Source organism: Amycolatopsis sp. NPDC051372 (genome assembly GCF_040682095.1).
Lineage (GTDB): Bacteria > Actinomycetota > Actinomycetes > Mycobacteriales > Pseudonocardiaceae > Amycolatopsis.
Genome location: NZ_JBFBAF010000012.1, coordinates 176005 through 196738, shown reverse-complemented (window position 1 = coordinate 196738; position 20734 = coordinate 176005). Strand labels below are relative to the sequence as shown.

General features: G+C 70.9%; 23 protein-coding genes. 15 read left to right on the top strand and 8 right to left on the bottom strand.

Features of this window, described 5'->3' with window-relative positions; translation table 11 throughout:
- The first annotated feature begins 119 nt into the window (after positions 1–119).
- Together AB0M56_RS20195 and AB0M56_RS20190 are read left to right on the top strand one after the other, a co-directional pair.
- The gene (locus tag AB0M56_RS20195) at positions 120–629 is read left to right on the top strand and encodes a SigE family RNA polymerase sigma factor (protein WP_364178194.1); all 510 of its coding nucleotides are present in this window, start codon (positions 120–122) and stop codon (positions 627–629) included.
- Positions 626–1297 carry a hypothetical protein gene (locus AB0M56_RS20190; RefSeq protein ID WP_364178191.1) on the top strand — a complete coding sequence of 224 codons (672 nt, stop codon included), beginning with the start codon at positions 626–628 and terminating at the stop codon, positions 1295–1297. Before AB0M56_RS20195 ends, AB0M56_RS20190 begins: the two co-directional genes overlap by 4 nt.
- Before the next feature lie 4 nt (positions 1298–1301).
- Here the strand turns inward: AB0M56_RS20190 and AB0M56_RS20185 are convergent, their stop codons facing one another.
- Positions 1302–1799 (bottom strand): cupin domain-containing protein, encoded by a 498-nt coding sequence (locus tag AB0M56_RS20185; protein WP_364178189.1) that lies wholly within the window; start codon positions 1797–1799, stop codon positions 1302–1304.
- Between the two features lie 204 nt (positions 1800–2003).
- Here AB0M56_RS20185 and AB0M56_RS20180 point away from each other — a divergent pair, with 204 nt between their 5' ends.
- Both AB0M56_RS20180 and AB0M56_RS20175 read left to right on the top strand, forming a co-directional pair.
- On the top strand, positions 2004–2429 hold the full coding sequence (locus AB0M56_RS20180) for a nuclear transport factor 2 family protein (protein WP_364178187.1): 426 nt from the start codon (positions 2004–2006) through the stop codon (positions 2427–2429).
- Positions 2426–3004 carry a TetR/AcrR family transcriptional regulator gene (locus AB0M56_RS20175; RefSeq protein WP_364178185.1) on the top strand — a complete coding sequence of 193 codons (579 nt, stop codon included), beginning with the start codon at positions 2426–2428 and terminating at the stop codon, positions 3002–3004. The genes AB0M56_RS20180 and AB0M56_RS20175 overlap by 4 nt, the downstream gene beginning before the upstream one ends.
- On the opposite strand, the gene AB0M56_RS20170 is transcribed toward AB0M56_RS20175, so the two are convergent.
- From AB0M56_RS20170 to lepB, 3 genes are read right to left on the bottom strand one after another with little or no spacing between them, the layout of a single operon-like run.
- Entirely contained in the window at positions 2974–3480 is a 507-nt protein-coding gene (locus AB0M56_RS20170) for a hypothetical protein (RefSeq protein WP_364178183.1), read from the bottom strand. The two genes, AB0M56_RS20175 and AB0M56_RS20170, sit on opposite strands and share 31 nt — an antisense overlap.
- A complete protein-coding gene (locus AB0M56_RS20165; RefSeq protein ID WP_364178180.1) occupies positions 3435–3833 on the bottom strand; it encodes a hypothetical protein in 399 nt (132 codons plus the stop codon). Before AB0M56_RS20165 ends, AB0M56_RS20170 begins: the two co-directional genes overlap by 46 nt.
- Positions 3834–3882: 49 nt before the next feature.
- A complete protein-coding gene (lepB, locus tag AB0M56_RS20160) occupies positions 3883–4800 on the bottom strand; it encodes a signal peptidase I (protein WP_364178177.1) in 918 nt (305 codons plus the stop codon).
- Between the two features lie 144 nt (positions 4801–4944).
- On the opposite strand from lepB, the gene AB0M56_RS20155 reads away from it, so the two are divergent.
- The 3 genes from AB0M56_RS20155 to AB0M56_RS20145 all read left to right on the top strand — a co-directional run bounded on the left by AB0M56_RS20155 (position 4945) and on the right by AB0M56_RS20145 (position 6895).
- Complete coding sequence (locus AB0M56_RS20155) at positions 4945–5574, top strand: hypothetical protein (protein WP_364178174.1); 630 nt, start codon at positions 4945–4947, stop codon at positions 5572–5574.
- 224 nt (positions 5575–5798) lie between these two features.
- Complete coding sequence (locus tag AB0M56_RS20150; RefSeq protein ID WP_364178171.1) at positions 5799–6119, top strand: hypothetical protein; 321 nt, start codon at positions 5799–5801, stop codon at positions 6117–6119.
- 23 nt (positions 6120–6142) lie between these two features.
- Positions 6143–6895 carry an SDR family oxidoreductase gene (locus AB0M56_RS20145; RefSeq protein WP_364178168.1) on the top strand — a complete coding sequence of 251 codons (753 nt, stop codon included), beginning with the start codon at positions 6143–6145 and terminating at the stop codon, positions 6893–6895.
- Positions 6896–6928: 33 nt separating this feature from the next.
- Here the strand turns inward: AB0M56_RS20145 and AB0M56_RS20140 are convergent, their stop codons facing one another.
- The 4 genes from AB0M56_RS20140 to AB0M56_RS20125 form a co-directional block, all read right to left on the bottom strand.
- Complete coding sequence (locus AB0M56_RS20140; RefSeq protein WP_364178165.1) at positions 6929–8563, bottom strand: thiamine pyrophosphate-binding protein; 1635 nt, start codon at positions 8561–8563, stop codon at positions 6929–6931.
- The gene (locus AB0M56_RS20135; RefSeq protein ID WP_364178162.1) at positions 8560–9339 is read right to left on the bottom strand and encodes a cyclase family protein; all 780 of its coding nucleotides are present in this window, start codon (positions 9337–9339) and stop codon (positions 8560–8562) included. The genes AB0M56_RS20140 and AB0M56_RS20135 overlap by 4 nt, the downstream gene beginning before the upstream one ends.
- Positions 9340–9424: 85 nt before the next feature.
- Positions 9425–10132, bottom strand: coding sequence for an FCD domain-containing protein (locus AB0M56_RS20130; protein ID WP_364178159.1), 708 nt, complete (start codon positions 10130–10132; stop codon positions 9425–9427).
- Positions 10133–10188: 56 nt separating this feature from the next.
- Positions 10189–11271: a 3-hydroxyisobutyryl-CoA hydrolase gene (locus tag AB0M56_RS20125; RefSeq protein WP_364178156.1), complete on the bottom strand. Its 1083-nt coding sequence runs from the start codon at positions 11269–11271 to the stop codon at positions 10189–10191.
- A gap of 120 nt (positions 11272–11391) precedes the next feature.
- Here AB0M56_RS20125 and AB0M56_RS20120 point away from each other — a divergent pair, with 120 nt between their 5' ends.
- The 8 genes from AB0M56_RS20120 (at position 11392) to AB0M56_RS20085 (ending at position 20729) form a co-directional block, all read left to right on the top strand.
- Positions 11392–11823 carry a cobalamin B12-binding domain-containing protein gene (locus tag AB0M56_RS20120; RefSeq protein WP_364178153.1) on the top strand — a complete coding sequence of 144 codons (432 nt, stop codon included), beginning with the start codon at positions 11392–11394 and terminating at the stop codon, positions 11821–11823.
- A complete protein-coding gene (locus AB0M56_RS20115; protein ID WP_364178150.1) occupies positions 11823–13226 on the top strand; it encodes an AMP-binding protein in 1404 nt (467 codons plus the stop codon). Before AB0M56_RS20120 ends, AB0M56_RS20115 begins: the two co-directional genes overlap by 1 nt.
- On the top strand, positions 13223–14194 hold the full coding sequence (meaB, locus tag AB0M56_RS20110) for a methylmalonyl Co-A mutase-associated GTPase MeaB (RefSeq protein ID WP_364178147.1): 972 nt from the start codon (positions 13223–13225) through the stop codon (positions 14192–14194). The genes AB0M56_RS20115 and meaB overlap by 4 nt, the downstream gene beginning before the upstream one ends.
- Positions 14191–15906: a methylmalonyl-CoA mutase family protein gene (locus AB0M56_RS20105; protein ID WP_364178144.1), complete on the top strand. Its 1716-nt coding sequence runs from the start codon at positions 14191–14193 to the stop codon at positions 15904–15906. Before meaB ends, AB0M56_RS20105 begins: the two co-directional genes overlap by 4 nt.
- 95 nt (positions 15907–16001) lie before the next feature.
- Positions 16002–17669: an L-lactate permease gene (locus AB0M56_RS20100; RefSeq protein WP_364178141.1), complete on the top strand. Its 1668-nt coding sequence runs from the start codon at positions 16002–16004 to the stop codon at positions 17667–17669.
- Positions 17666–18094: a hypothetical protein gene (locus AB0M56_RS20095; RefSeq protein WP_364178138.1), complete on the top strand. Its 429-nt coding sequence runs from the start codon at positions 17666–17668 to the stop codon at positions 18092–18094. The genes AB0M56_RS20100 and AB0M56_RS20095 overlap by 4 nt, the downstream gene beginning before the upstream one ends.
- A 341-nt stretch (positions 18095–18435) precedes the next feature.
- Entirely contained in the window at positions 18436–19164 is a 729-nt protein-coding gene (locus AB0M56_RS20090; protein WP_364178135.1) for a FadR/GntR family transcriptional regulator, read from the top strand.
- 155 nt (positions 19165–19319) lie between these two features.
- Entirely contained in the window at positions 19320–20729 is a 1410-nt protein-coding gene (locus AB0M56_RS20085; RefSeq protein WP_364178132.1) for an extracellular solute-binding protein, read from the top strand.
- The last annotated feature ends 5 nt before the right edge of the window (positions 20730–20734 follow it).

Here is a 20734-nt window from a genome sequence, read left to right as displayed (position 1 = left end):
CGAGCACCTTCCGGTCGGGGACGCCGGGTCTGTTGTAGCACCCGGCCCCGACGAAAATGGACTCAACCTTTTCGCGGCCCCGCTCGTCTGACCGGTCATGTACGCGCGCGAGGACCGGCATGGCCCGAGGTGACAGTGAGTTCGCGGACTTCGTCCGCGCGGTCTCGCCGCGGCTGCTGCACGCCGCCTACCTGCTGACCGGCGACCGGCACCAGGCGGAGGACGACGTCCAGACCGCCCTGGTGCGCACGTACACGTCCTGGCCGCGGATCCGCAAGCAGGACCCGTTCGCCTACGCGCGCAAGGTGCTGGCCAACCACGTGATCGACCGCTGGCGCCGCCCGTACCGCGAGCAGGCCACCGAGGAGGTGCCCGAACGCGCCGTCGAACGCGACTTCACCGTCGGCGTCGCCGACCAGGAGTGGCTCATGCGGGCGCTGGCGCCGCTGAGCCCGCGGGAGCGCGCGATCGTGGTGCTGCGGCACTTCTGGGACCTGTCGGAGGCCGACGTCGCGGCCGAGCTGAAGGTGTCGCTGGGCACCGTGAAGAGCACCAACTCGCGTGCGCTGGCGAAGATGCGCGTCACGGCCGCCGAGCGGCACTCGTGCGCGGCGGGGCAGGCGTCGTGACGGATCTCGAAGAGCTGCGCGGGGTGCTGGCGGAACCGCCCGCCGTGGAGTTCACGGCCGTGGACTTGGCGAACGTGATGCGCAGGGGCCGCCGGCGTCGTCGCGTGCGCCGGCTGTCGGCCGCCGCCGCGACGGTGGTCGTGCTGGTCGGCGTCGTCGTGGGCACGCAACTGCTGCGGACGCCCGATTCGCCCGCGGTGACGACGCTGGCCGTGACGGCGGCCCAGCTCGAACAACACGCCGCGGCGCCGGTCGGCGAGGTGGTGGGCACCAAGATCGTGGACCCGGAAGGCGAGGTCGTGCTGTTCTTCGAAGCCACGCCGCCCCAGCCCGACAGTTCGCCGTACCAGCTCGTGCTCGGCCACCGCACCGCCGGCGGCGTCACTGCCGAACTGGCGAGCGGCTCCCGCTCGAACGCACCCGGCTTCCACGCGCTCACCGCGGGCCGCCCGGGCCGGGACGTGCCCGTGTACGGCTACTACCTCGGGCCTGCCACCCGCATCACCGCGTCGGTCGACGGCCTGATGGTCGGCGCCGACACGCGGCGCGTCGAGGCCTTGGGGGCCACCGTCTTCTGGTTCCCGCGCCGCGACGACCACTACTTCGGCGGTGAGGCTTCCCTGCCGATGAACGCGTACGACACGGAGGACGACGCCCTGCCGAGGTAGCGGATCAGACCGTCCGCGCCGCTTCCCAAGCCGCGCTCGCGCTGAAGTACGTGTCGTAGATTTCCTGGACTTCCAGGAGGCTTTCGGTGGCCGCTTTGCCGTATGCGATGCGCTCGAGGTGGCGGAAGTACTCGAAGCGCTCGACGCCCGGCGCGATGACGATGAGCAGCTCGGCGTCTTCGCCCGGTGCGGCCGCGAAGGCGTGGGTCAGATTGGGCGGTACGACGACGAGGTCGCCGCGGTCGGCGGTGACGACGGTGTCGCCCGAGAGGACCTGGACGGTGCCGCCGAGGACGTAGAACAGCTCGGCCGAGCCGGCGTGGTGGTGCGGCGCCGCGCCGTTGGCGCCGTCCTTGAGCTCGACCTGGATGGTCGACAGGGCGCCGCCCGTGGAGCTGCTGTCGGCGAGCAGCTTGACGGTGGTGGGTGCGCGGCCGATGACCTCGGCGTCGCCGGACCGCACGATCACGGAGTCGTCGAAGCTGGGAATGACGATGGACATGTGAAGCCCCCGGGAAGTCCGTCGTGGGATCGCGGCGGCGCCGGATCCGCGGCGAACCTACCACGCTCCGAGCAGCCCCGGTGTCGTGAATTTCCGCAGTGCGCCAACGGTTTTCCGTGACCGGGACACCGCACTGGCGAAAGGGAGGGGTGCCTCCGTATAGTGGAGCGGAGGCACCCCTCCCCTTGAGTACAAGGAGCGATCATGTCCGCACGCGAGGCCATCGAGAACCTGATCTTCAGCTACGCCGCGCACGTCGACTCCGGGAACTTCGCCGCGGTCGGCGAGCTGTTCGCCCACGGCACCTTCGCCGGCGGCGAGCCGGCGAGGGGGCGCGAAGCCGTCGAGCGGTACTTCCACGACACGCTCGTGCTCTACCCAGACGGCACCCCGTGCACCCGCCACCTGACCAGCAACCTGCGCGTCCACGTCGACGAGGCCGCCGGCGCAGCCACTGCCCACAGCTACTGGACCGCGCTGCAGGCCGCGCCCGGGCTGCCGCTGCAGCCCATCGCGTCGGGCCACTACGACGACCGCTTCGAACGCTCGCACGGCGCGTGGCGCTTCGTCGAACGGCGCCCGCACGTGGCGCTGGCCGGGGACCTCAGCCACCACCTCAAAGCCGCGTGACCCGCCCGCTGCGGGCCGACGCCCGCCGCAACCGCGAGCGGCTCGTCGCCGAGGCCGGGGCGGCGTTCCTCGCGCACGGCACGGGCGCGTCGCTCGAGGAGATCGCGCGCCGGGCCGGCGTCGGGATCGGCACGCTCTACCGCCACTTCCCGCGCCGCGAAGACCTGCTCGATGCGGTGTTCCAGGGTGAGGTGGACGCGCTGCTCGACCTCGGCCGGGAGCTGGCGCGCGCCGGCGACGCGTTCGGTGCCCTCGGTGCCTGGCTGAGGGCCGTGGTCGACCGCCACCGCGCGTGGCAGGCCATCGCGGCGGCGACGGGCCGAGACCGTCCGAACGCGACACTCGCGGCGTCGCGGATTCCCGTTGAACAGACCGGGAAAACGCTGCTCGCCCGCGCGCAAAAGGCCGGGGAGGCCCAGAAGGACGCGACGATCGCCGACCTCCTGCGCCTCGCCGATGCCATCGGCCAGGCAGCCGACGAAGCCCCGGACGACCCGGAGCTGCCGGACCGCCTGCTGCACCTCGTGGTGGAAGGGCTGCGGGCTCAGCCGCGCACGGGCAAGCGCGCGAGGTAGTGGTCGCGGGCCGTGAGGCTCGTGCCCAGGTGCCGCACCAGCGGCTCGAAGAACGAGCTGCGGTACGTCGAGTCCGTGACCGCGCCGGCCGCGAAGTACAGCGCCGAGAACGCGGCGATGAACAACGACACCTGCAGCAGTTCGTTGGCGATCGGCACCTGGATGCCGAACAGCGTGCCCGGCGTCGGATCGTGCCCGACCCACGACTTGATCACCGGCGCGCGGACCGTGATCACGCCGAACGCCACGAAGAACACGAACGTGAGCACCGACAGCACGAGCGTCTGCAGGATCTGCGTGAGCAGCAGGACGAGCACCATGTTCGCCCGCTCCAGTCTGGTCAGCGCCACCCGCTCCGGCGCGGGATCGGTGCACGACGCGAACGGGGTCCCGTCCAGCGTGTCCGGTTCCGCGGGCTTCTCCGCCTTCGTCAGCGACCAGACCTCGTCCGACAGCGTGGCCACGAGGAACAGCACCGCCACCACCGAGAAAAGCCCGACGACGAGCCAGATCCGGTGCCGCGTGAGGTCGGCGGTGGCGCGGCGAGCCACGCGCCGGCCGAGGGCACCACGACGTACGCGAGGAGCACGACGAGGTAGAGCAGCGCGAACCAGGTCTGGTCCATCCGGTGCGCGAACTCCTCGTCGCTGCCACCGTCGAGAACTGACGTGGCCGTGGTGAAGAGCAACCCGAGCACCACGAACACCTCGGCGGGCACGATCCGCACCAGCAGGTGCGCCGGGCGGCCGCGCACCACCGACGGCAGGCCGCGCCGCCGGAACCACTGCTCGGCGGCTTCGCGGTCGTAGGGTTCGCGCACGCTGTCCACGTCGGGTGACCTTAACGGGACCCGCGTGAACTCTCCTGGCGGAACGCGATCAGCCGCGGCGTCGCTTGCGCAGCGCGTCCCGCGTGCGCCGGCCGACGAACAGCGTCGGCACCGACAGCGCCACGCCCACGCCGAGCGGCAGGCCCTGCTGCCACGCCGGCGCGCCGAGCGCCACCGGGGTTGCCGAGTCCTGCGCGTCGAAGTCGCTCACCCCGCCCCAGCGCGAGGGTGGCAGGACGATGAAGCGCGCCTTGCCGATGACGTCGTCGACCGGCACCGTGCCGTTGACACCGCCCCCGCCCTGGCAGGTGGAGTCGCACGAGTCGTTGCGGTTGTCGCCCATCACCCACAGGCTGCCCTGCGGCACGGTGACCGGGGCGAACGACTTCTGCGCCGGGTCGTTCGGGTCGATCCAGTGGATGTAGGGCTCGTCGAGCGCCTTGCCGTCCACGATCACCCGGCCCTGCGGGTCGCAGCACTGCACCGTCTGCCCGCCTACGGCGATCACGCGCTTGACGAAGTCCTGCTCGTCCGGCGGCGCAAAGCCGACGAGCGAGCCGAGCTCGCGCAGTCCCTTCGCGAAGATGTTGCTCGGCTCCTGCGGCGCGATCTCGTGTTCTGTCCACGGACCCGGTCCGCGGAACACGATCACGTCACCCGGCGACGGGTCGGTGAAGTCGTAGGTGACCCGGTCGACGACCACGCGGTCGCCGAAGCACCCCGTGCAGCCGTGCAGCGTGGTCTCCATGGACTCGGACGGGATCATGAAGACCTTCGCCACGAACTGCTGTATCAGGATCGTGAGCACGAGGGCGATCACGATCAGGATCGGCAGTTCCTGCCAGAACGGACGTTTCTTGCGCGCCTTGCGTCCGCGACCGTCCGAACCGGACGACTCGCCCTCACCGTCCTGATCAGGACGTTCGGGGTCACTCTCAGCGGAACCGCGGGGGATGGGGTCGACCACGGGGCCAGGCTACCGACTTCCCGCTCGCCCCCGCCGCAGCGCCACCGATCACGATCGGGGTGTCATCCCGCGCCGCGGGATCACTGGGGTTTCCCGCAGTCGCGCCCGCTAGCGTGAGGTGATCTTGACCGGAGGGAGCCGGCGGTGGACACACCCGTGCTGAAATGCGGGAACCTGGTGCTGGGCGAGCTGGATCCGGTACTGCGCGCCGTGCGTGACACCGGTCCGGTGACCCGCGTGCGGATGCAGGCGGGTGACGAAGCCTGGCTCGTCACCCGGCTCGCGGAGCTCAGGCAGCTGCTGCTCGACCCGCGGCTGAGCAAGACGCACCCCGATCCGGCCGCCCGGCCGCGGTACGTGCGCACGCCGATGGCCGACCTGGCGGTGTCCGACGCCGAGCCGGCCGCGGCACGCGAACGCCACGGCGACATCCGGGGCGCCCTCGTACCCCACTTCACCGGCCGGAAGATGCAACGGCTGGCCGATCGCGTCGCGGCGTTGGTCGACGAGCAGATCGACGTCGTGCTCGCGGCCGGGCCACCGGCCGGTCTGACAACGAATTCTCGCTGCCGCTGTCGTTCCGGATCCTGTGCGACCTCGTCGGCGTGCCCGATTCGGACGGTTTCCTCGCCTTGCTCCTCAGCGCCGGCGAGGTCGACGCCGAGCACGCGGCGACGGCGGCGCTGGACGAGCTGTAGGCGTACCTGCGCGAGGTCGCGCGGCGCAAGCGAAGCAGGCCGGGCGACGACCTCGCGTCCACGCTGTGCGAGGTGATCCGGACGACATCGATGGTCGGGCCTGCTCGCGCTCGCGAGCTTCTCGTTCCTCGTCACGCCGAGCAACCTCAGCGCAGGCATCGCGCTGCTCGCCGGGCATCCCGGCCAGCGCGACCGCGTGCTCGCCGACCCGCGCCTGCTCGACACGGCCATGGAAGAGGTGCTGCGCGTCGGCCGGGTCACCGAATCCTGCGTGCCGCGATACGCGCCGAGGACATCGCCGTGGCGGACGAGGTGATCCGAGCGGGTGACTTCGTGCTGTGCGACCACTACTCGACGGGCTTCGACGACCTTGTGTTCACCGACCCCGAACGCTTCGATGTCGGGCGCCGCCGCAACCCCGCACCCGGCGTTCAGCTACGGCATGTCGCACTGCATCGGCGCGCCGTTCGCGCGGGTCGAGCTGCGCGCCGCGTACGCCGCTTTGCTGCGGCGGATGCCGGACTTGCGCCTGGCCGTCCCGTTCACCGAGATCCCATGCTGGGCACGGAACTCGGCGACCAGGTGGGCGGGTCGATCGCCCGGCTCCCGATGACCTGGTGAGTGCGCGGCCTAGACTGCTGCGCATGCCCGAAGCTCTTGTCACCGGTGCGACCGCCGGAATCGGCGCCGCGTTCGCCCGCCGCCTCGCCGCCGACGGGTTCGGGGTCGTGCTCGTCGCCCGGGACGCGGCCCGGCTCGAGCAGTTCGCGCGCTCGCTGCGGGCCGACCACGGCGTGCCGGTCGAGGTCCTCGTGGCGGACCTGGCGACGGACGCCGGGATCACGCGTGTGGAGCAGCGCGTGGCCACCGTGGACCTGGTCGTGAACAACGCCGGGTTCGGGCAGCAGGCCGATTTCCTCGAGACCGAGGTTTCCGCCGAGCTCGACATGCTGCGGGTGCACTGCGAGGCCGTGCTGCGGATCACGAAGGCGGCGTTGCCCGGGATGCTCGCCCGCCGGCGCGGCGGAGTGATCAACGTGGCCTCGGTGGCGGCGTTCTTCTCGCGCGGCACCTACAGCGCGTCGAAGTCGTGGGTCGTCGTCTTCAGTGACAGCGTGCGCGAACAGGTGCGCGGCAGCGGTGTGCACGTGATGGCGCTGTGCCCCGGCTGGGTGCGCACGGAGTTCCACGAACGGTCCGGAATAGACACCGGCGGCATCCCGGACTCGTTGTGGCTGGACGGGGAGACCCTCGTCGCCGCCGCGATCCGCGACTTCCGCCGGCGCGCGGCGGTGAGCGTCCCGGATGTCCGGTACAAGACTGCGGCGGTGCTGGCGAAGCTGCTGCCCCGCCCGCTGATGACACGAATCGCGGCGCGAGCGGGCAGCAAACACTGACACAGGGCCGAAAGTCTCAGTGCCCCGAAGACCTCAGTGCCCGAACGCTTCCGCGAGCCACCACGAGCCACCGTCGTCGGAGACCTTCGCGTCGATCACCAGCGGCGCTTCGCGAGGACCGTTGAGCCACTTCGTCACCGCGGCCAGGTCGCCAGCCGTGCGCACGGTGACGCCGGTGCAGCCGAACCCGCGGGCGATCGCCGCGAGGTCGGTGTCGGGGAAAAGCACCGTGTCGAGGTCGGCGTCGCCGAAGTGGTGGACCTCCGCGCCGTACGCGGCGTCGTTGTAGACGATCACCACCAGCGGCAGCCGCAGCCGCACCGCCGTCTCCAGCTCGGAGATCGCCATGTGGAACCCGCCGTCGCCGGCGCCGAGCACGGGCAGCCGGTCCGGGCGCGCGAGGGCCGCGCCGATCGCCGTGCCCAGCCCGAGCCCGACGCACTGGTAGGCCTGCGTGAAGCAGAACCCGTTCTCGTCCGGCACGGACAGGTACGCGCTCGGGTACCCCATGAAGTTGCCGGAGTCGATCGACACCACGCGCCGGGCGGGCAGCAGCTCGTCGAGGCGGGCGCTGAGCGTGCGCGCGTCGATGCGGCCGTCGCCGGAGTTGTCGAGGTGCGCCACGTCGTTCCAGCGCACCTCGGCCGCCAGGCGTGCCGCGACCTCGGGGCTGCGGTAGCCCTCGGCCCTGTGCCCGCGCGCTTCCAGCAGCTCCAGCACGTCGACGGCCGTGGCCGCGACGTCGCCGACCACACCGAGGTCGATCGGCCGGTGCGCGCCGAGCGCGGCCTGCTCGCGGTCCACCTGCACGAGCCGCGCCCGCGGCCCGAGTAGCTTGCCGTGGCGCGTGGTCCACATGTTCAGCGCGCAGCCCCAGCCCACGACCAGGTCCGCGTCCGCGATCAGCTCGGCGGTGAGCGGTGACGAGAAGCCGCCGCTGATCCCGAGCGCCCACGGGTCGTCGTGGAAGAGGCCGTTGGCCACGGCCGAGGTCGCCAGCAGCGCACCGGTGACGTCGGCCAGCGCCCGCAGCGCGGTGGCCTGGCCACGGGCGCCGCGCCCGGCGATGAACACCGGGCGCCGCGCCTCGGACAGCAGTTCCGCCAGCTCGCCGGACACCGCGGTCTCCGGCCGGATCGGCGCGGGACCGGGCACCTCGGGCACTTCGCCGGGCGTCGGGGCCTCGTGCTGCTGCAGGCCGATCGGCAGGCTGAACACGACGGTCCGGTTTGCCTGCCGCGCGGTGCGGAACGCGCGGATCGTGTCGGCGAAGGCGGACTCCGCCGAATGCACGCGGTCGGCGACCGCGCCCACGGCGATGCCGAGCGCGTCCTGGTCGATCTTGAAGTTCGACAGCACGGCCGCCGCGGCGGCGTCGGCGGTGACCACGACCATCGGCGTGCGACTCTTCGCGGCCTCCGTGATGCCGGTGATCGCGTTGGTCAGGCCGCAGCCCTGGTGCAGGCTCAGCACGGAGACCTGGCCGCTCATCCGCGCGTACGCGTCGGCCATGCTCGCCGCGCCGCCTTCGTGCCGCGCGGCGACGAAGCGCACGCCCGCCGCCCGCAGCGCGTTGGTCACCTCGAAGTTGCCGCTGCCGACCACGCCGAAGGCCATGCCCGCGCCGAGGTCGGCGAGCGTGCGCCCGACGAGTTCCGCGACCTTCACGCGCCACGCTCGACGAGCGCGAACACCCGGGCCGGGCTGCCCGAACCGCCGACGATCGGCAGCGGGCTGATCACCAGCATCGCGCCGGTGGCGGGCAGGTTCGCCAGGTTGCGCAGCTGCGTCAGGCCGAACTTGCCTGCGCCGAGCAGCAGTTCGTGGCACGGGAAGGCCGGGTCGAGCCCGGGCGCCTGACCGGCGTCGGTGCCGACGGTCTCCACGCCCAGCCCCGCGATCGGCGTCTCCTCGGCGAGCCACTTGGCGCACTCCGGCGAGACGCCGGGGGTGTGCGAGCCGGACTCGTCGGCGTTGAGGAACTCGTCCTGGTCGCTGGAGTGCACGTCCCAGCCGCTGCGGTAGAGCAGCCAGGCGCCCGCGGGCAGCGCGCCGTGCTCGGACTCCCACTCACGCACGTCGTCGATGGACAGCAGGAAGTCGGGGTTGCCCTCGGCTTTCGCCGACGCGTCGAGCACCACCGCCGGCGCGACGAGCGTGCTCAGCGGCGCCTGCGAGACGTCGAGACCGTCCTTTCCGGACAGCCAGTGCACCGGCGCGTCGAAGTGGGTGCCGGTGTGCTCGCCGGTGTGGATGTCGTTCCAGTACCAGCGCGGGCCGCGCTCGTCGTAGCGGCTGATCTCTTCGAGCCGGAACGGGATCGTGTTCGCGAACGGCTCGGGCAGCTGCAGGATCGGGGTGCTCGAGGTCAGGGGAGCGGTGAGGTCCACGACCTCGATGCCACCCCCGGTGATCGCCGCGCTCAGCTCGGCCAGCAACGACATGCGTCCTCCAGTGCTCGACGGTGAACTGCTCATCCGTGAAACCTGGGGGAGACCCTATGCCCCGCAAGGGGTTCCGGGGAACCGCTCAGCCGGCGCGCAGGCCGTAGAAGCCGGCGATGTGCCGCGTCACCTCGGCCGACGCGCGATCCGGGTCGCCGGTTTCGATCGCGTCGAGGATCCACGTGTGCTCGGTCGCGAGCTGCCGCGCCGTGGCGGGCCAGTCGGCCGTCCGGGCGTACCCGGCCGTCATCTCGTCGCCCACGGCGTCTCCGAGCGAGGCGAGCAGTACGGCGGCGAGATCGTTGTGCGCGGCGCGGGCGAGGCCGAGGTGGAAGCCGGAGTCGAGCTCGCGGAACCGCACGCGGGTCACTCCGGGGCGGCCCATTTCGGCGGTGACCTCCCGCAGCTGTTCGAGGTCCTCCGGAGCCGCGCCGCGTGCCGCGCGCGCCGCTGACGAGCGTTCCAGCTCGAGCCGGATGGACATGAGGTCACCGGTGGCGAACCGCGACAGCGAGAGGTGCAGCCGGAGCAGCTTGTGCAACGCGCCGCTCGGCTCGCCGGCCACGACCGCGGCCGCGGTGCCCGTGGCCGCCGGTTCGAGCACGCCCGCCGCCTCCAAGGCGCGGACTCCGTCGCGCACGTGCGCGGGCCCGACGCCGAGCGCCCGGGCCAGGTCACGTTCGGCGGGCAGCGGGTCGCCCGCGCCCAGCCGCGCGGTGAGGATCCAGTCCTGGATCCCCGCCAGCGCCTGGCCGGGTGACCCGAGGTACCGCACGTTGTCCGGTTGGCCCATCGATCGGACCGCCTCCTCGACCGCGTTGTCGGATTTCCGGCTGGTCCGAGCCTAGGTCAGCGGTGGTCAGACCACAATGTGGACTGCTCCGTCTGGTCCAGCTCGTCGGTAAGCGGTGCGAAGAACGCCTCGACGGCCGCGTCGTCGACCTCCGCGAGCGTGCCCGGGCGCCAGCGAGGTGAGCGGTCCTTGTCGAGGATCGCCGCCCGGATGCCCTCGGCCAGGTCGGGGTGTTCGAGGAACCGGCTGCACAGGCGGAAGTCCTGGCGCAGGCATTCCTCGATCGAGGTCATCCCACTGGCCTGGCGCACCGCTCGCAGCGTCACCTTGAGCGCCGTCGGGGCGGCCGCGGTGATCGCGGCGACGGCCTCGCCCGGCTCCGGCTCGTCGATCGCCTCGAGGCGGTACCGCACGTCTTCGACGGTGGTCGCGCCGCGGTACGCGTGGTCGATCCAGCACCGCGCGGCCGCGAGCGGCGCTGGGCCGGGATCCTCGGCGTACTTCGCCACGGTCACCTCGGGTACGGCGCCGGTGGCGAGGTCGTCGACGAGCGCGGCCAGCCGGCCGGCGGGCACGTGGTGGTCCGCGAGTCCACAGTGGACCGCATCGCCCGGGCCCACGCGACCCGCCGTCAGCGCGAGGTGCGTGCCGAGCTCACCGGGCGCGCGGGCGAGTAGCAGTGCCCCGCCGACGTCGGGGGCGAGGCCGATCGCGACCTCCGGCATCGCGAGCACCGAGCGTTCGGTGACCACCCGGGCCGCCGCGTGCGCGCCGATCCCGATCCCGCCGCCCATCGTGATGCCGTCCATGAGCGCGACGACGGGTTTCGGGTAGCGCGCGAGGCGGGCGTCGAGCCGGTACTCCTCGCGCCACAATGTCCGGGCGACCGCCGGATCGCCGACGGCCGACGAGTGCACCACGCCGATGTCGCCGCCCGCGCAGAACGCCCGATCGCCCGCGCCGTCGAGCACCACCGTGGCCACGGCAGGGTCGGACTCCCACTCGTCGAGGGCGGTCAGCATCGCCCGGATCATGTCCAGGTCCAGGGCGTTCAGCGCCTCGGGCCGGTTCACGGTCAGCCTGCCGACCGCCCCTTGTCTGCGGGCCAAAACGGTGCTCACGTCGATCAAGTCGGACACCTTCGCCTTCCTGCGGCCGGGTGGTGCTCGAGCCCAGGGTTGCACATTTCATACGCCCACTTCTATGGTCAGACCACATACAAGGAAAGACCAGATGCAGTTCAGGTCGTGGAACGAGGTGTGGACACGGTGGGTGAGAGCGGCGGCGAACCGATCCGGGTGATGCTGGCCAAGATCGGGCTGGACGGCCACGACCGGGGCGTCAAGGTCGTCGCGCGGACCCTGCGCGACGCGGGCATGGAGGTGATCTACACCGGCCTGCACCGCAGCCCCGAGCAGGTGCTGGAAGCGGCGGTCCAGGAGGACGTCGACGTGCTCGGCGTCAGCCTGCTCTCCGGCGCGCACATGCCGATCTTCACCCGCATCTTCGAGCTGATCGACGCGATGCCCGACCGGCCCGGGTTCGCGATCGTCGCCGGCGGCGTGATGCCGGACGAGGACGAGGAGGCGCTCAAGAAGATGGGCGTCGCCGAGGTGCTCGGCCAGGACACGACCCCGGAGACGATCGTCGAGCGGATCCGCGCGCTGGCCGGTGTGACGGAGGAGGCCTGATGGAACAGTGGACTTGGCCGCCGCGCTACGACGAGACCTACCGGCCGCCGGCCGGGCAGGCGCACTGGTTCCCGCGCCGCGAGACCATGCCGGCCGGGGAGCGGGACGAAGCGATCCTCGCCCGCATCCGTGAGGTGATGGCCTACGCGTGGGACCACGCGCCGTTCTACCGGCGCAAGTGGGAGGAGGCGGGAATCCACCCGTCGGCGATCCGCGACCTGTCGGACTTCGAGAAGGTTCCCGTGGTGCGCAAGGAAGAGCTGCGCGCCGACCAGGCCGCCCATGAGCCGTTCGGCAGCTACCTCGCCGTGGACCCGGGCGAGGTCAAACACGTGAACGGCACGTCGGGTACCACCGGCCGCCCGACCGCGTTCGGCATCGGCGAGCGCGACTGGCGCAGCGTCGCCAACGCCCACGCCCGCGTGATGTGGGGGATGGGCATCCGCGAGCACGACACGGTGCTGGTCGCCTCGCCGTTGAGCCTCTACTGGGGTTCGTGGGGCGCCTACATCGGTGCGGAGCGCCTCGGCGCCCGCGTGTTCCCGTTCGGCGCCGGTACACCCGGGCAGACGGCCCGCACGGTGATGTGGATGAAGCAGATGGGCGTCACCGTGTTCTACGGGACGCCGTCCTACGCGCTGCACCTGGCCGAGGTCGCCGCCGACGAGGGCGTGGACCCGGCGGATCTGGGGCTGCGCAAGCTGTTCTTCTCCGGCGAGCCCGGCGCGAGCGTGCCGACGATCCGCGGCCGCATCGAGGCGGCTTTCGGCGCCGAGGTCTACGACTCGGGCAGCATGGCCGAGGTCAGCCCGTGGATGCACCTGGGTGCCGCGAACCACGAGCCGGGTGTGTTCGCCTGGCAGGACCTCGTCTACACCGAGGTGTGCGACCCCGTGGACCACCACCGCGTGGACTACGGCCGTGAGGGCACGCCCGTCTACACCACGCTGGAGCGCACCAGCCAGCCGATGATCCGGCTGCTGTCCAACGATCTGACGCGCTGGGAAGCGCCCTCGGCCGACCGCGGCCGCACGTACCCCTTCCTGCCGCAGGGCATCTACGGGCGCATCGACGACATGTTCACTGTGCGCGGCGAGAACGTGTACCCGAGCGCGATCGACGACGTGGTGATGGCCGCCGAGGGCTACGGCGGCGAGCACCGCATCGTGATCAGCCGCAAGTCCACGATGGACACCCTCGCCGTGCAGGTGGAGCATCGCGGTGTCGCGGAGTCCACTCTGGGCGGCTGGGCCCGCGCGATCGAGGACAAGCTGCGCCGCGCGCTCGGCGTCGGCGCGCACGTCGTCCCTGTGGAGTACAAGACGTTCGACCGCACCGAGTTCAAGGCGCGGCGGGTGATCGACGACCGCGACCTGCTGCGCCGCCTCGGAAGTGGGTCGTGAAGACGCCGGGCGACGTGGTCGGGCGGGTGCTCGCAGGGGAGCACCCGGCCATCGCACGGATGCTCACGTTCGTGGAACGGCGTACCGCCGGTGTCGACGAGGCGCTCGCCGAGCTGCACGGCAAGGCGGGCAACGCCCACGTCCTGGGCCTCACGGGGCCACCGGGCAGCGGCAAGAGCACGCTGGTCAAGTCGCTGACCGAGTTCTACCGCAAGCAGGGCAAGACGGTGGGCGTGCTGGCGGTCGACCCGTCCAGCGTGTTCAGCGGCGGCGCGATCCTCGGCGACCGCATCCGGATGACCGGCCTCGCGGGGGACGAGGGGGTGTTCATCCGCTCCGTCGCCACCCGGGGGGCGCTCGGCGGGCTCTCCCGCGCGACGCTCGACGCGATCACCGTGCTCGACGCCGCCGGCAAGGACGTGGTGGTGCTCGAGACCGTCGGCGTCGGGCAGGCCGAAGTGGACGTGATCAGCGCGGCCCAGACCGTGGCCGTGGTGAGCGTGCCGGGCATGGGCGACGACGTGCAGGCGATCAAGGCGGGCCTGCTCGAGATCGCCGACGTGCACGTGGTGAACAAGTCCGACCGCGAAGGCGCCGCCAAGACCGTGGCGGAGCTGCGCGACATGCTGCGGCTTTCGCATCGCAAGCCACACCAGTGGAACGTGCCGATCCAGCAGACCGTGGCCGCCACCGGCGACGGCGTGCCCGAACTCGCCGAGCGGTTCGCCGCGCACCTGGCGTGGATGACCGAGCACGGCGAACGCGAGCGCCGCGCCCGCCGCAACAGCGCGACCCGCATCCGGTGGGTCGCCGAACAGCTCGTGCTCGACGGCCTGCGCCCCGGCGTCCCCGCGTTCGACCGGGTGGTGGACGACGTGACCGCGCGCCGGGAGGACCCGCTTTCCGCGGCTCGCCGCCTGGTCGGGCGGCCAGGGGCCGACACGACTGACGAGGAGGAACTGTGGTGAACGAGCACGACCCGGCCCCGGCCGGCTCAGCACTGACGACCGAAGCGCTCGTCGAGGCGGTGACGCGTGAGCTCGCCGGCTGGGAGGGTGACGAGCTCGCGGCGTTCGTCGACCGCCAGCCCGAATCGCGCGAGGTCTACCGCTCCGGCAGCGGAATGGCGGTGCAGCGCGTCTACACCCCCGCCGACCTGCCGGACGACTGGCACGACATCGGCCTGCCCGGCCGCTACCCGTACACGCGCGGGCCGTACCCGACGATGTACCGCGGCCGCACCTGGACCATGCGCCAGATCGCGGGCTTCGGCCAGGCCGAGGAGACGAACAAGCGCTTCCAGTACCTCATCGCCCAGGGCCAGACCGGCCTGTCCGTCGACTTCGACATGCCGACACTCATGGGCCTGGACAGCGACGACCCGATGAGCCTCGGCGAGGTCGGCCGCGAGGGCGTCGCGATCGACACGCTGCCCGACATGGAGGCGCTGTTCGACGGCATCGACCTCGAGAAGATCAGCGTGTCGATGACGATCAACCCGTCGGCGTGGATCCTGCTCGCGATGTACGTGGCCGTGGCCGAACAGCGCGGCTACGACCTGAACAAGCTCTCGGGGACGATCCAGAACGACATCCTCAAGGAGTACGTCGCGCAGAAGGAGTGGGTGTTCCCGGTCCGGCCGAGCATGCGGATCGTGCGCGACACCGTGGTCTACGCCAGCGAGCACATGGCGCGCTACAACCCCGTCAACATCTCCGGCTACCACATCAGCGAGGCCGGGGCGAACGCGTTGCAGGAGATCGCGTTCACGATGGCCATCACGAAGGCCTACGTGGAGGACGTTGTCGCCACCGGGGTCGACGTGGACCAGTTCGCCTCACGGCTGTCGTTCTTCTTCGTCAGCCAGGCGGACCTCTTCGAAGAAGTCGCGAAGTTCCGCGCGGTACGGCGGTTCTACGCGAAGATGATGAAGGAGACCTTCGGCGCCAAGAACCCGCAATCGATGCGGCTGCGCTTCCACGCGCAGACGGCGGCGGCCACGCTCACGAAACCCCAGCCGCTCAACAACATCATCCGCACCGCGCTGCAGGCCCTCTCAGCCGTGCTCGGTGGCGCGCAGTCCTTGCACACCAACGGTCTCGACGAGGCCTACACGATCCCGAGCGAGCAGGCGATGAAGGTCGCGCTGCGCACGCAGCAGATCATCGCCCACGAAACCGGCGTGCCGAACGTGATCGACCCGCTCGGCGGCTCGTACTACGTGGAGAACCTGACCGATCGCCTCGAACAGGGCATCCACGACTACTTCACGAAGATCGAGGAGCTCGGCGGCGTGGTGGCCGCGATCGAACAGGGCTTCTTCCAGCGCGAGATCTCCGACACCGCCTACGACTACGCGCGCCGCAAGGCCAGCGGCGACCGGCCCGTGATCGGCGTGAACTCCTACGTCGACGAGGGCGATGGCGAGAAGATCGAGACCCACAAACTCGACCCGGAGTCCGAAGCCCGGCAGCTCTCACGCCTCAAGCAGGTGCGGGCCGACCGGGACCCGGACCGGGCGAAGGCGGCGATGGAGCACCTGCTCGCCGTGGCGGCCGACCCGGCGGCGAACCTCATGCCCGCCACGATCGAGGCCGTGAAGGCACACCTGTCCATGGGAGAGATCACCGGCGCGCTGCGTGATGTCTTCGGCTCCTACACCGAAACGCCGGTGTTCTGAGGGAGCCCAGCTCCAGTCCCCATCCCCTCTCACCCCCCTCACCCCCTCTCACCCCCCTCACCCCCTCTCAACGACGAGAGTCCCGGAGGTGACCTGTGTACACACAGGTTCCCGCACCACTGGGCGGCAGCCTCGGCTGGTCCGCCCTTGTGTCCGCCCTGCCCCTGCTGGTGTTGTTCGTGCTGCTGGGCGTGTTCCGCGTCCGCGCCTGGCTGGCCTCGGTGATCGCACTCGTGCTGTCGATCGTGGTCGCCATCGCGGTCTACGGCATGCCTGCCGGCCCCGCCCTCGATTCCGCGCTCGAAGGCGGGGCCTTCGGCCTGTTCCCCGCGCTGTGGATCGTGCTGAACTCCTTGTGGATCTACCAGATGACGAAGGTGTCCGGGCACTTCGACGTGCTGCGGCGCACCTTCGCGAAGATCAGCGACGACCAGCGGGTGCAGGGCGTGATCATCGCGTTCTCGTTCGGTGCTCTGCTGGAGGCGCTCGCCGGCTTCGGCGCACCGGTGGCGATATGCTCGGTGATGCTGGTGGCCGTGGGGCTGAAACCGCTGAAGGCGGCGACGGTCGCGCTGATCGCCAACACCGCGCCGGTCGCGTACGGCGCCGTGGCGCTGCCCGTGATCACACTCGCGAAGGTGACCGGGCTGCCGCTCGACGACCTCGCCGCCATGACCGGGCGGCAGGTGCCGATCCTGGCGCTGATCGTGCCGCTGGTGCTCGTGATCGTGCTCGACGGGCGGCGCGGGCTGCGGCAGGCGTGGCCGGCCGCGCTCGTGTGCGGGGTGAGCTTCGCCGTGGTCCAGTACCTGATGGCGAACTTCGGCCCGGTGCAGCTCACGGACATCGCGGCTTCGCTCGTGTCCGCCGCGGCCGTGCTGGTGCTGCTGCGGTTCTGGCGGCCCAAGCCGGCCGACGCGCCGGACCGCGCGCCGAATGACGGTGGTGCGCGGCCCACGCCGGTTTCCGGTGGCAGCGGGGTGGCCGCGGCGACGGCCGTGCGGGAGCGGACGGTGGTCGACTCGCGAATCGAGCAACTGCGGTCGTTCGCGCCGTACGCGACGATCATCGTGTTGTTCTCCATCGCCGCGATCCCGGCGGTCGCGGCGGCGCTGACGACGACGACCAAGACGTTCGGCTGGCCCGGCCTGCACATCGCGACCTCGGAGGGCAAGCCGCTGAGCCTGGTGTCGTTCAAGTTCGACTGGCTCGCCGACAGCGGCACGGTGCTGTTCATCGCCGGTGTCGTGTCCGCGTTCCTGCTGAAAGTGCCGCTGCGGCAGGCGGTCCGCGCCTATGGGCAGACGATCGTGCAGCTGCGCACCGCCGGGCTCACGGTGATGGCGGTGCTGGCGCTGGCGTACGTGATGAACATGTCCGGCCAGACCGCCACGCTCGGGCTGTTCCTCGCCGGCGCCGGCGGGCTGTTCGCGCTGCTCTCGCCGCTGCTGGGCTGGTTCGGCACGGCGGTGACGGGTTCGGACACGTCGTCGAACTCGCTGTTCGGGGCGCTGCAGGTGGCGGCCGCGCACGGCGCGCAGCTGCAACCGACGCTGATGGCGGCGGCGAACAGCAGCGGCGGAGTGCTCGGAAAGATGATCAGTCCGCAGAACCTGGCGATCGGCGCCAGCGCCGTGGGACTGGCGGGCAAGGAGGGCCTGCTGTTCCGGCGGGTGCTCGCTGCGTCGGCGGTGTTCGTGCCGCTGATGTGCGTGCTGGTGTACCTGCAGTCCACGCCGGTGCTGTCGTGGATGGTGCCGTGAGCGCGCGCGACGCCGTCGAAGAGGCCAACGCGGCGATCGGCGCGGCGGTGTCCACGTGCACGTTGCCGGCCGACGACGAGGCGGTGCTGCTCGACGTCCAGTACGAACTGCTCGAACTGGCCGACGCGCTCGCCGCCGGCGTACCGGCCCCCGAGCTGCCCCGGCTGTGGCGGGCGGCTCGGGACCTCGGACCCGTGGTGGTGCCGCGCGGGTTCGAGGTGCTCGGCGGCCTGAGCGCGGCCGCCGGGCTGCTGAAGCTCGCGCGAGCGGTGTCGCGGCGGGCGGCGCGGGAAGCCCCGGCCGACGCTCTGGTGGTGCTCGACCGTTTGGGGGAGGTCCTCCTGGCGATCGCGTTCCGCGCGGAGGAGCGCGAACGTTCAGTCGGGTACGCCGGATCGTGTGCCGACTGTGCCGATGGTTACTGATCCGACCACAGTCACGGCCGAATAGCTTCGCAGCAACGGTTACGTGATGGCCGGGGGTCGGCCTACTTTTGGTCGGATTAGTAAGTGTGGTCATACCAACAAAGAGGTCATATTGACACTGGCTGCGAACTCCGATTACCTTGAGTGAGCACTACGCGGTGCAGAGGAACTCCGGTGAGATTCCGGGCCGGTCGCGCCACTGTGATCGGACCCCGCCCGGCGGGGTTCGCAGGCAGACCCTCTCGCCGCGTCCATCCTTGAGCGGGTCGCACGAACCCGAGGAGGAGCGTGACCACCGTGATACCCGAAAAGATGGCGGAAAAGACGCCGAGGAACCGGTCATGACGACCGAGGCGGCCTGGGAGCCGGTGCGCCGTGTGCGGATGCACGAACAGGTGCTGGCGCAGATCGAAGAGAAGATCCTCGACGGCAGCCTACGTGCGGGCGAGAAGCTCCCCAGTGAACGCGAGCTCGTCAGCGCGCTGGGGGTGAGCCGGACCAGCGTCCGCGAGGCCCTGCGCGCGCTCGAAGCCATGGGGATCATCGAGGCCCGCACGGGTTCGGGCGCCGACGCGGGTTCGGTCGTCACCGCGCGGTCGACCCCGGCGTTGACGAACCTGCTGCGGCTGCACCTCGCGCTCGCGCGGATCAGCCTGGCCGATCTGGTCGAGACGCGCGTGCAGCTGGAACGCAACGCCGCCCGTGGCGCGGCCTCGACCCGCACACCCGAGGACGTGGCCCGGCTCGCGGAGCTGGTCGAGGGCATGCGCGCGGCGGATCAGGAGTACCAGCAGTTCAACGCGCTGGACACCGAGTTCCACGTGACCATCGCCCGGATCTCGGGCAACGCGCTGGCCACCGACCTCATGCAGGCCCTGCGGGGCGCCGTCGAGTCGGAGATGGCGGCGGCGTTCGCGCGCCTGCCGGACTGGCGAGCCGTCGCGGCCGACCTGGTGACCGAGCACGAGGAGATCCTGCGCGCCATCGAGGCGGGCGACGGGGATCGCGCGGCCGAGCTCGTCGCCGACCACATCACGCGCTTCTACACCGATCGCGTGCTCAACCCCTGACGCTGCGCCGCCACGGCGATGGTGGGTTCGGCCCGGTAGTCGGCAGCGCGTTTGGCGCATGGCGATTCACCCTGCCACTGTGCTCAAGCTGCCGCTCGGCCCGACATGGACTAAACTCATTTGCCACACTTTCCCGACATGGGGAGGAGTCGGCGATGAGCGACTTCCCCACTTCGCAACACAGCAGGCGGGACATTCTGCGTGCGGCGGCCGCCATCACGTTGGGCTCGGTCGCACTGGGCGCCTGTGCCTCCGAGGAGGACACCGGGGGAACCACCGGCGGTCAAGCCCCGCAGGAGACCTTCAGCGAACCGTCCACAAAGCTGTCCGGTGACCTGAAAATCCTTCTCTGGAGCCACTTCGTGCCAAACCATGACGTGTGGTTCGATCGGTTCGCGCGGGACTGGGGTTCCCGGGTCGGCGTCAACGTGACCGTCGACCACATCGACCAGGCGCAGATCCCCACCCGGATCGCGGCCGAGATCCAGGCTGGACAGGGCCACGACCTCATCCAGTACATCGCGACCCTGTCGCAGTTCGAGCCCAGCGTGCTCGACCAGCGGGACCTGGTCAGCGAAGCGACCGGGCGCTGGGGCCAGCAACTCCCGCTGTGCGAGAAGTCCAGCCTCAACCCCGCAACGGGCAAGTTCTACGCGTACTCGCCGGGCTGGGTTCCCGACCCGGGCAACTACCGCAGGTCACTGTGGGAGGCCGTCGGCATGCCGAACGGCCCCGCCACGTGGGACGAGCTGCTCACGGGCGCGGCGCAGATCAAGAACAGCAAGGGCGTCCCGCTCGGCCTCGGCATGTCCCAGGAGATCGACTCCAACATGGTGCTGCGGGCCCTGATGTGGTCCTTCGGCGCGTCCGAGCAGGATGCGAACGAGCGCGTCACGATCAACTCGCCGGAAACGATCGCTGCCGTGGAGTACATGACGAAGCTCTATCAGCAGGCGATGACGCCCGAGGTCTTCTCCTGGAACGCCGCGAGCAACAACCAGGGCCTCGTCGCCGGCAAGATGTCCTACATCGTCAACTCGATCTCCGCCTGGCGGACCGCCGCCGGGTCGAACCCGAGCGTCGCCGACGACACGTTCTTCGTACCGGCGCTGCGCGGACCGGAGACCGCGCTGGCCGCGCAGCACGTTCTGTACAACTGGATCATCCCGCAGCACGCCACCGGGGTGCCGGCGGCGAAGGAGTTCCTCCTCCATTACACCGCCAATTTCGCCTCGGCGACCTACCAGTCGAAGCTGTACGACTTCTCGGCGTGGTCCAAGCTGACCCCCGAGCTGCCGAACTGGCTCGCGAACGACCCGTTCGGCTCCCGGCCGCCGGACAAGCTGAAGCTCCTGGCCGACGCCGTCCCGTGGAGCGCCAACATCGGTCATCCGGGGCCGGCCAGCACGGCCATCGGAGAGGTGTTCAGCACCTTCGTCATCCCCAACATGTTCGCCAGGGCGGTACGCGGCGAAGCCACCCCGCAGCAATCAGTCGCCGAGGCCGAGGGACAGATCAACGCCGTCTTCACCAAGTGGCGTGCTGCCGGGCTCGTCGGCGGCTGAGTGCG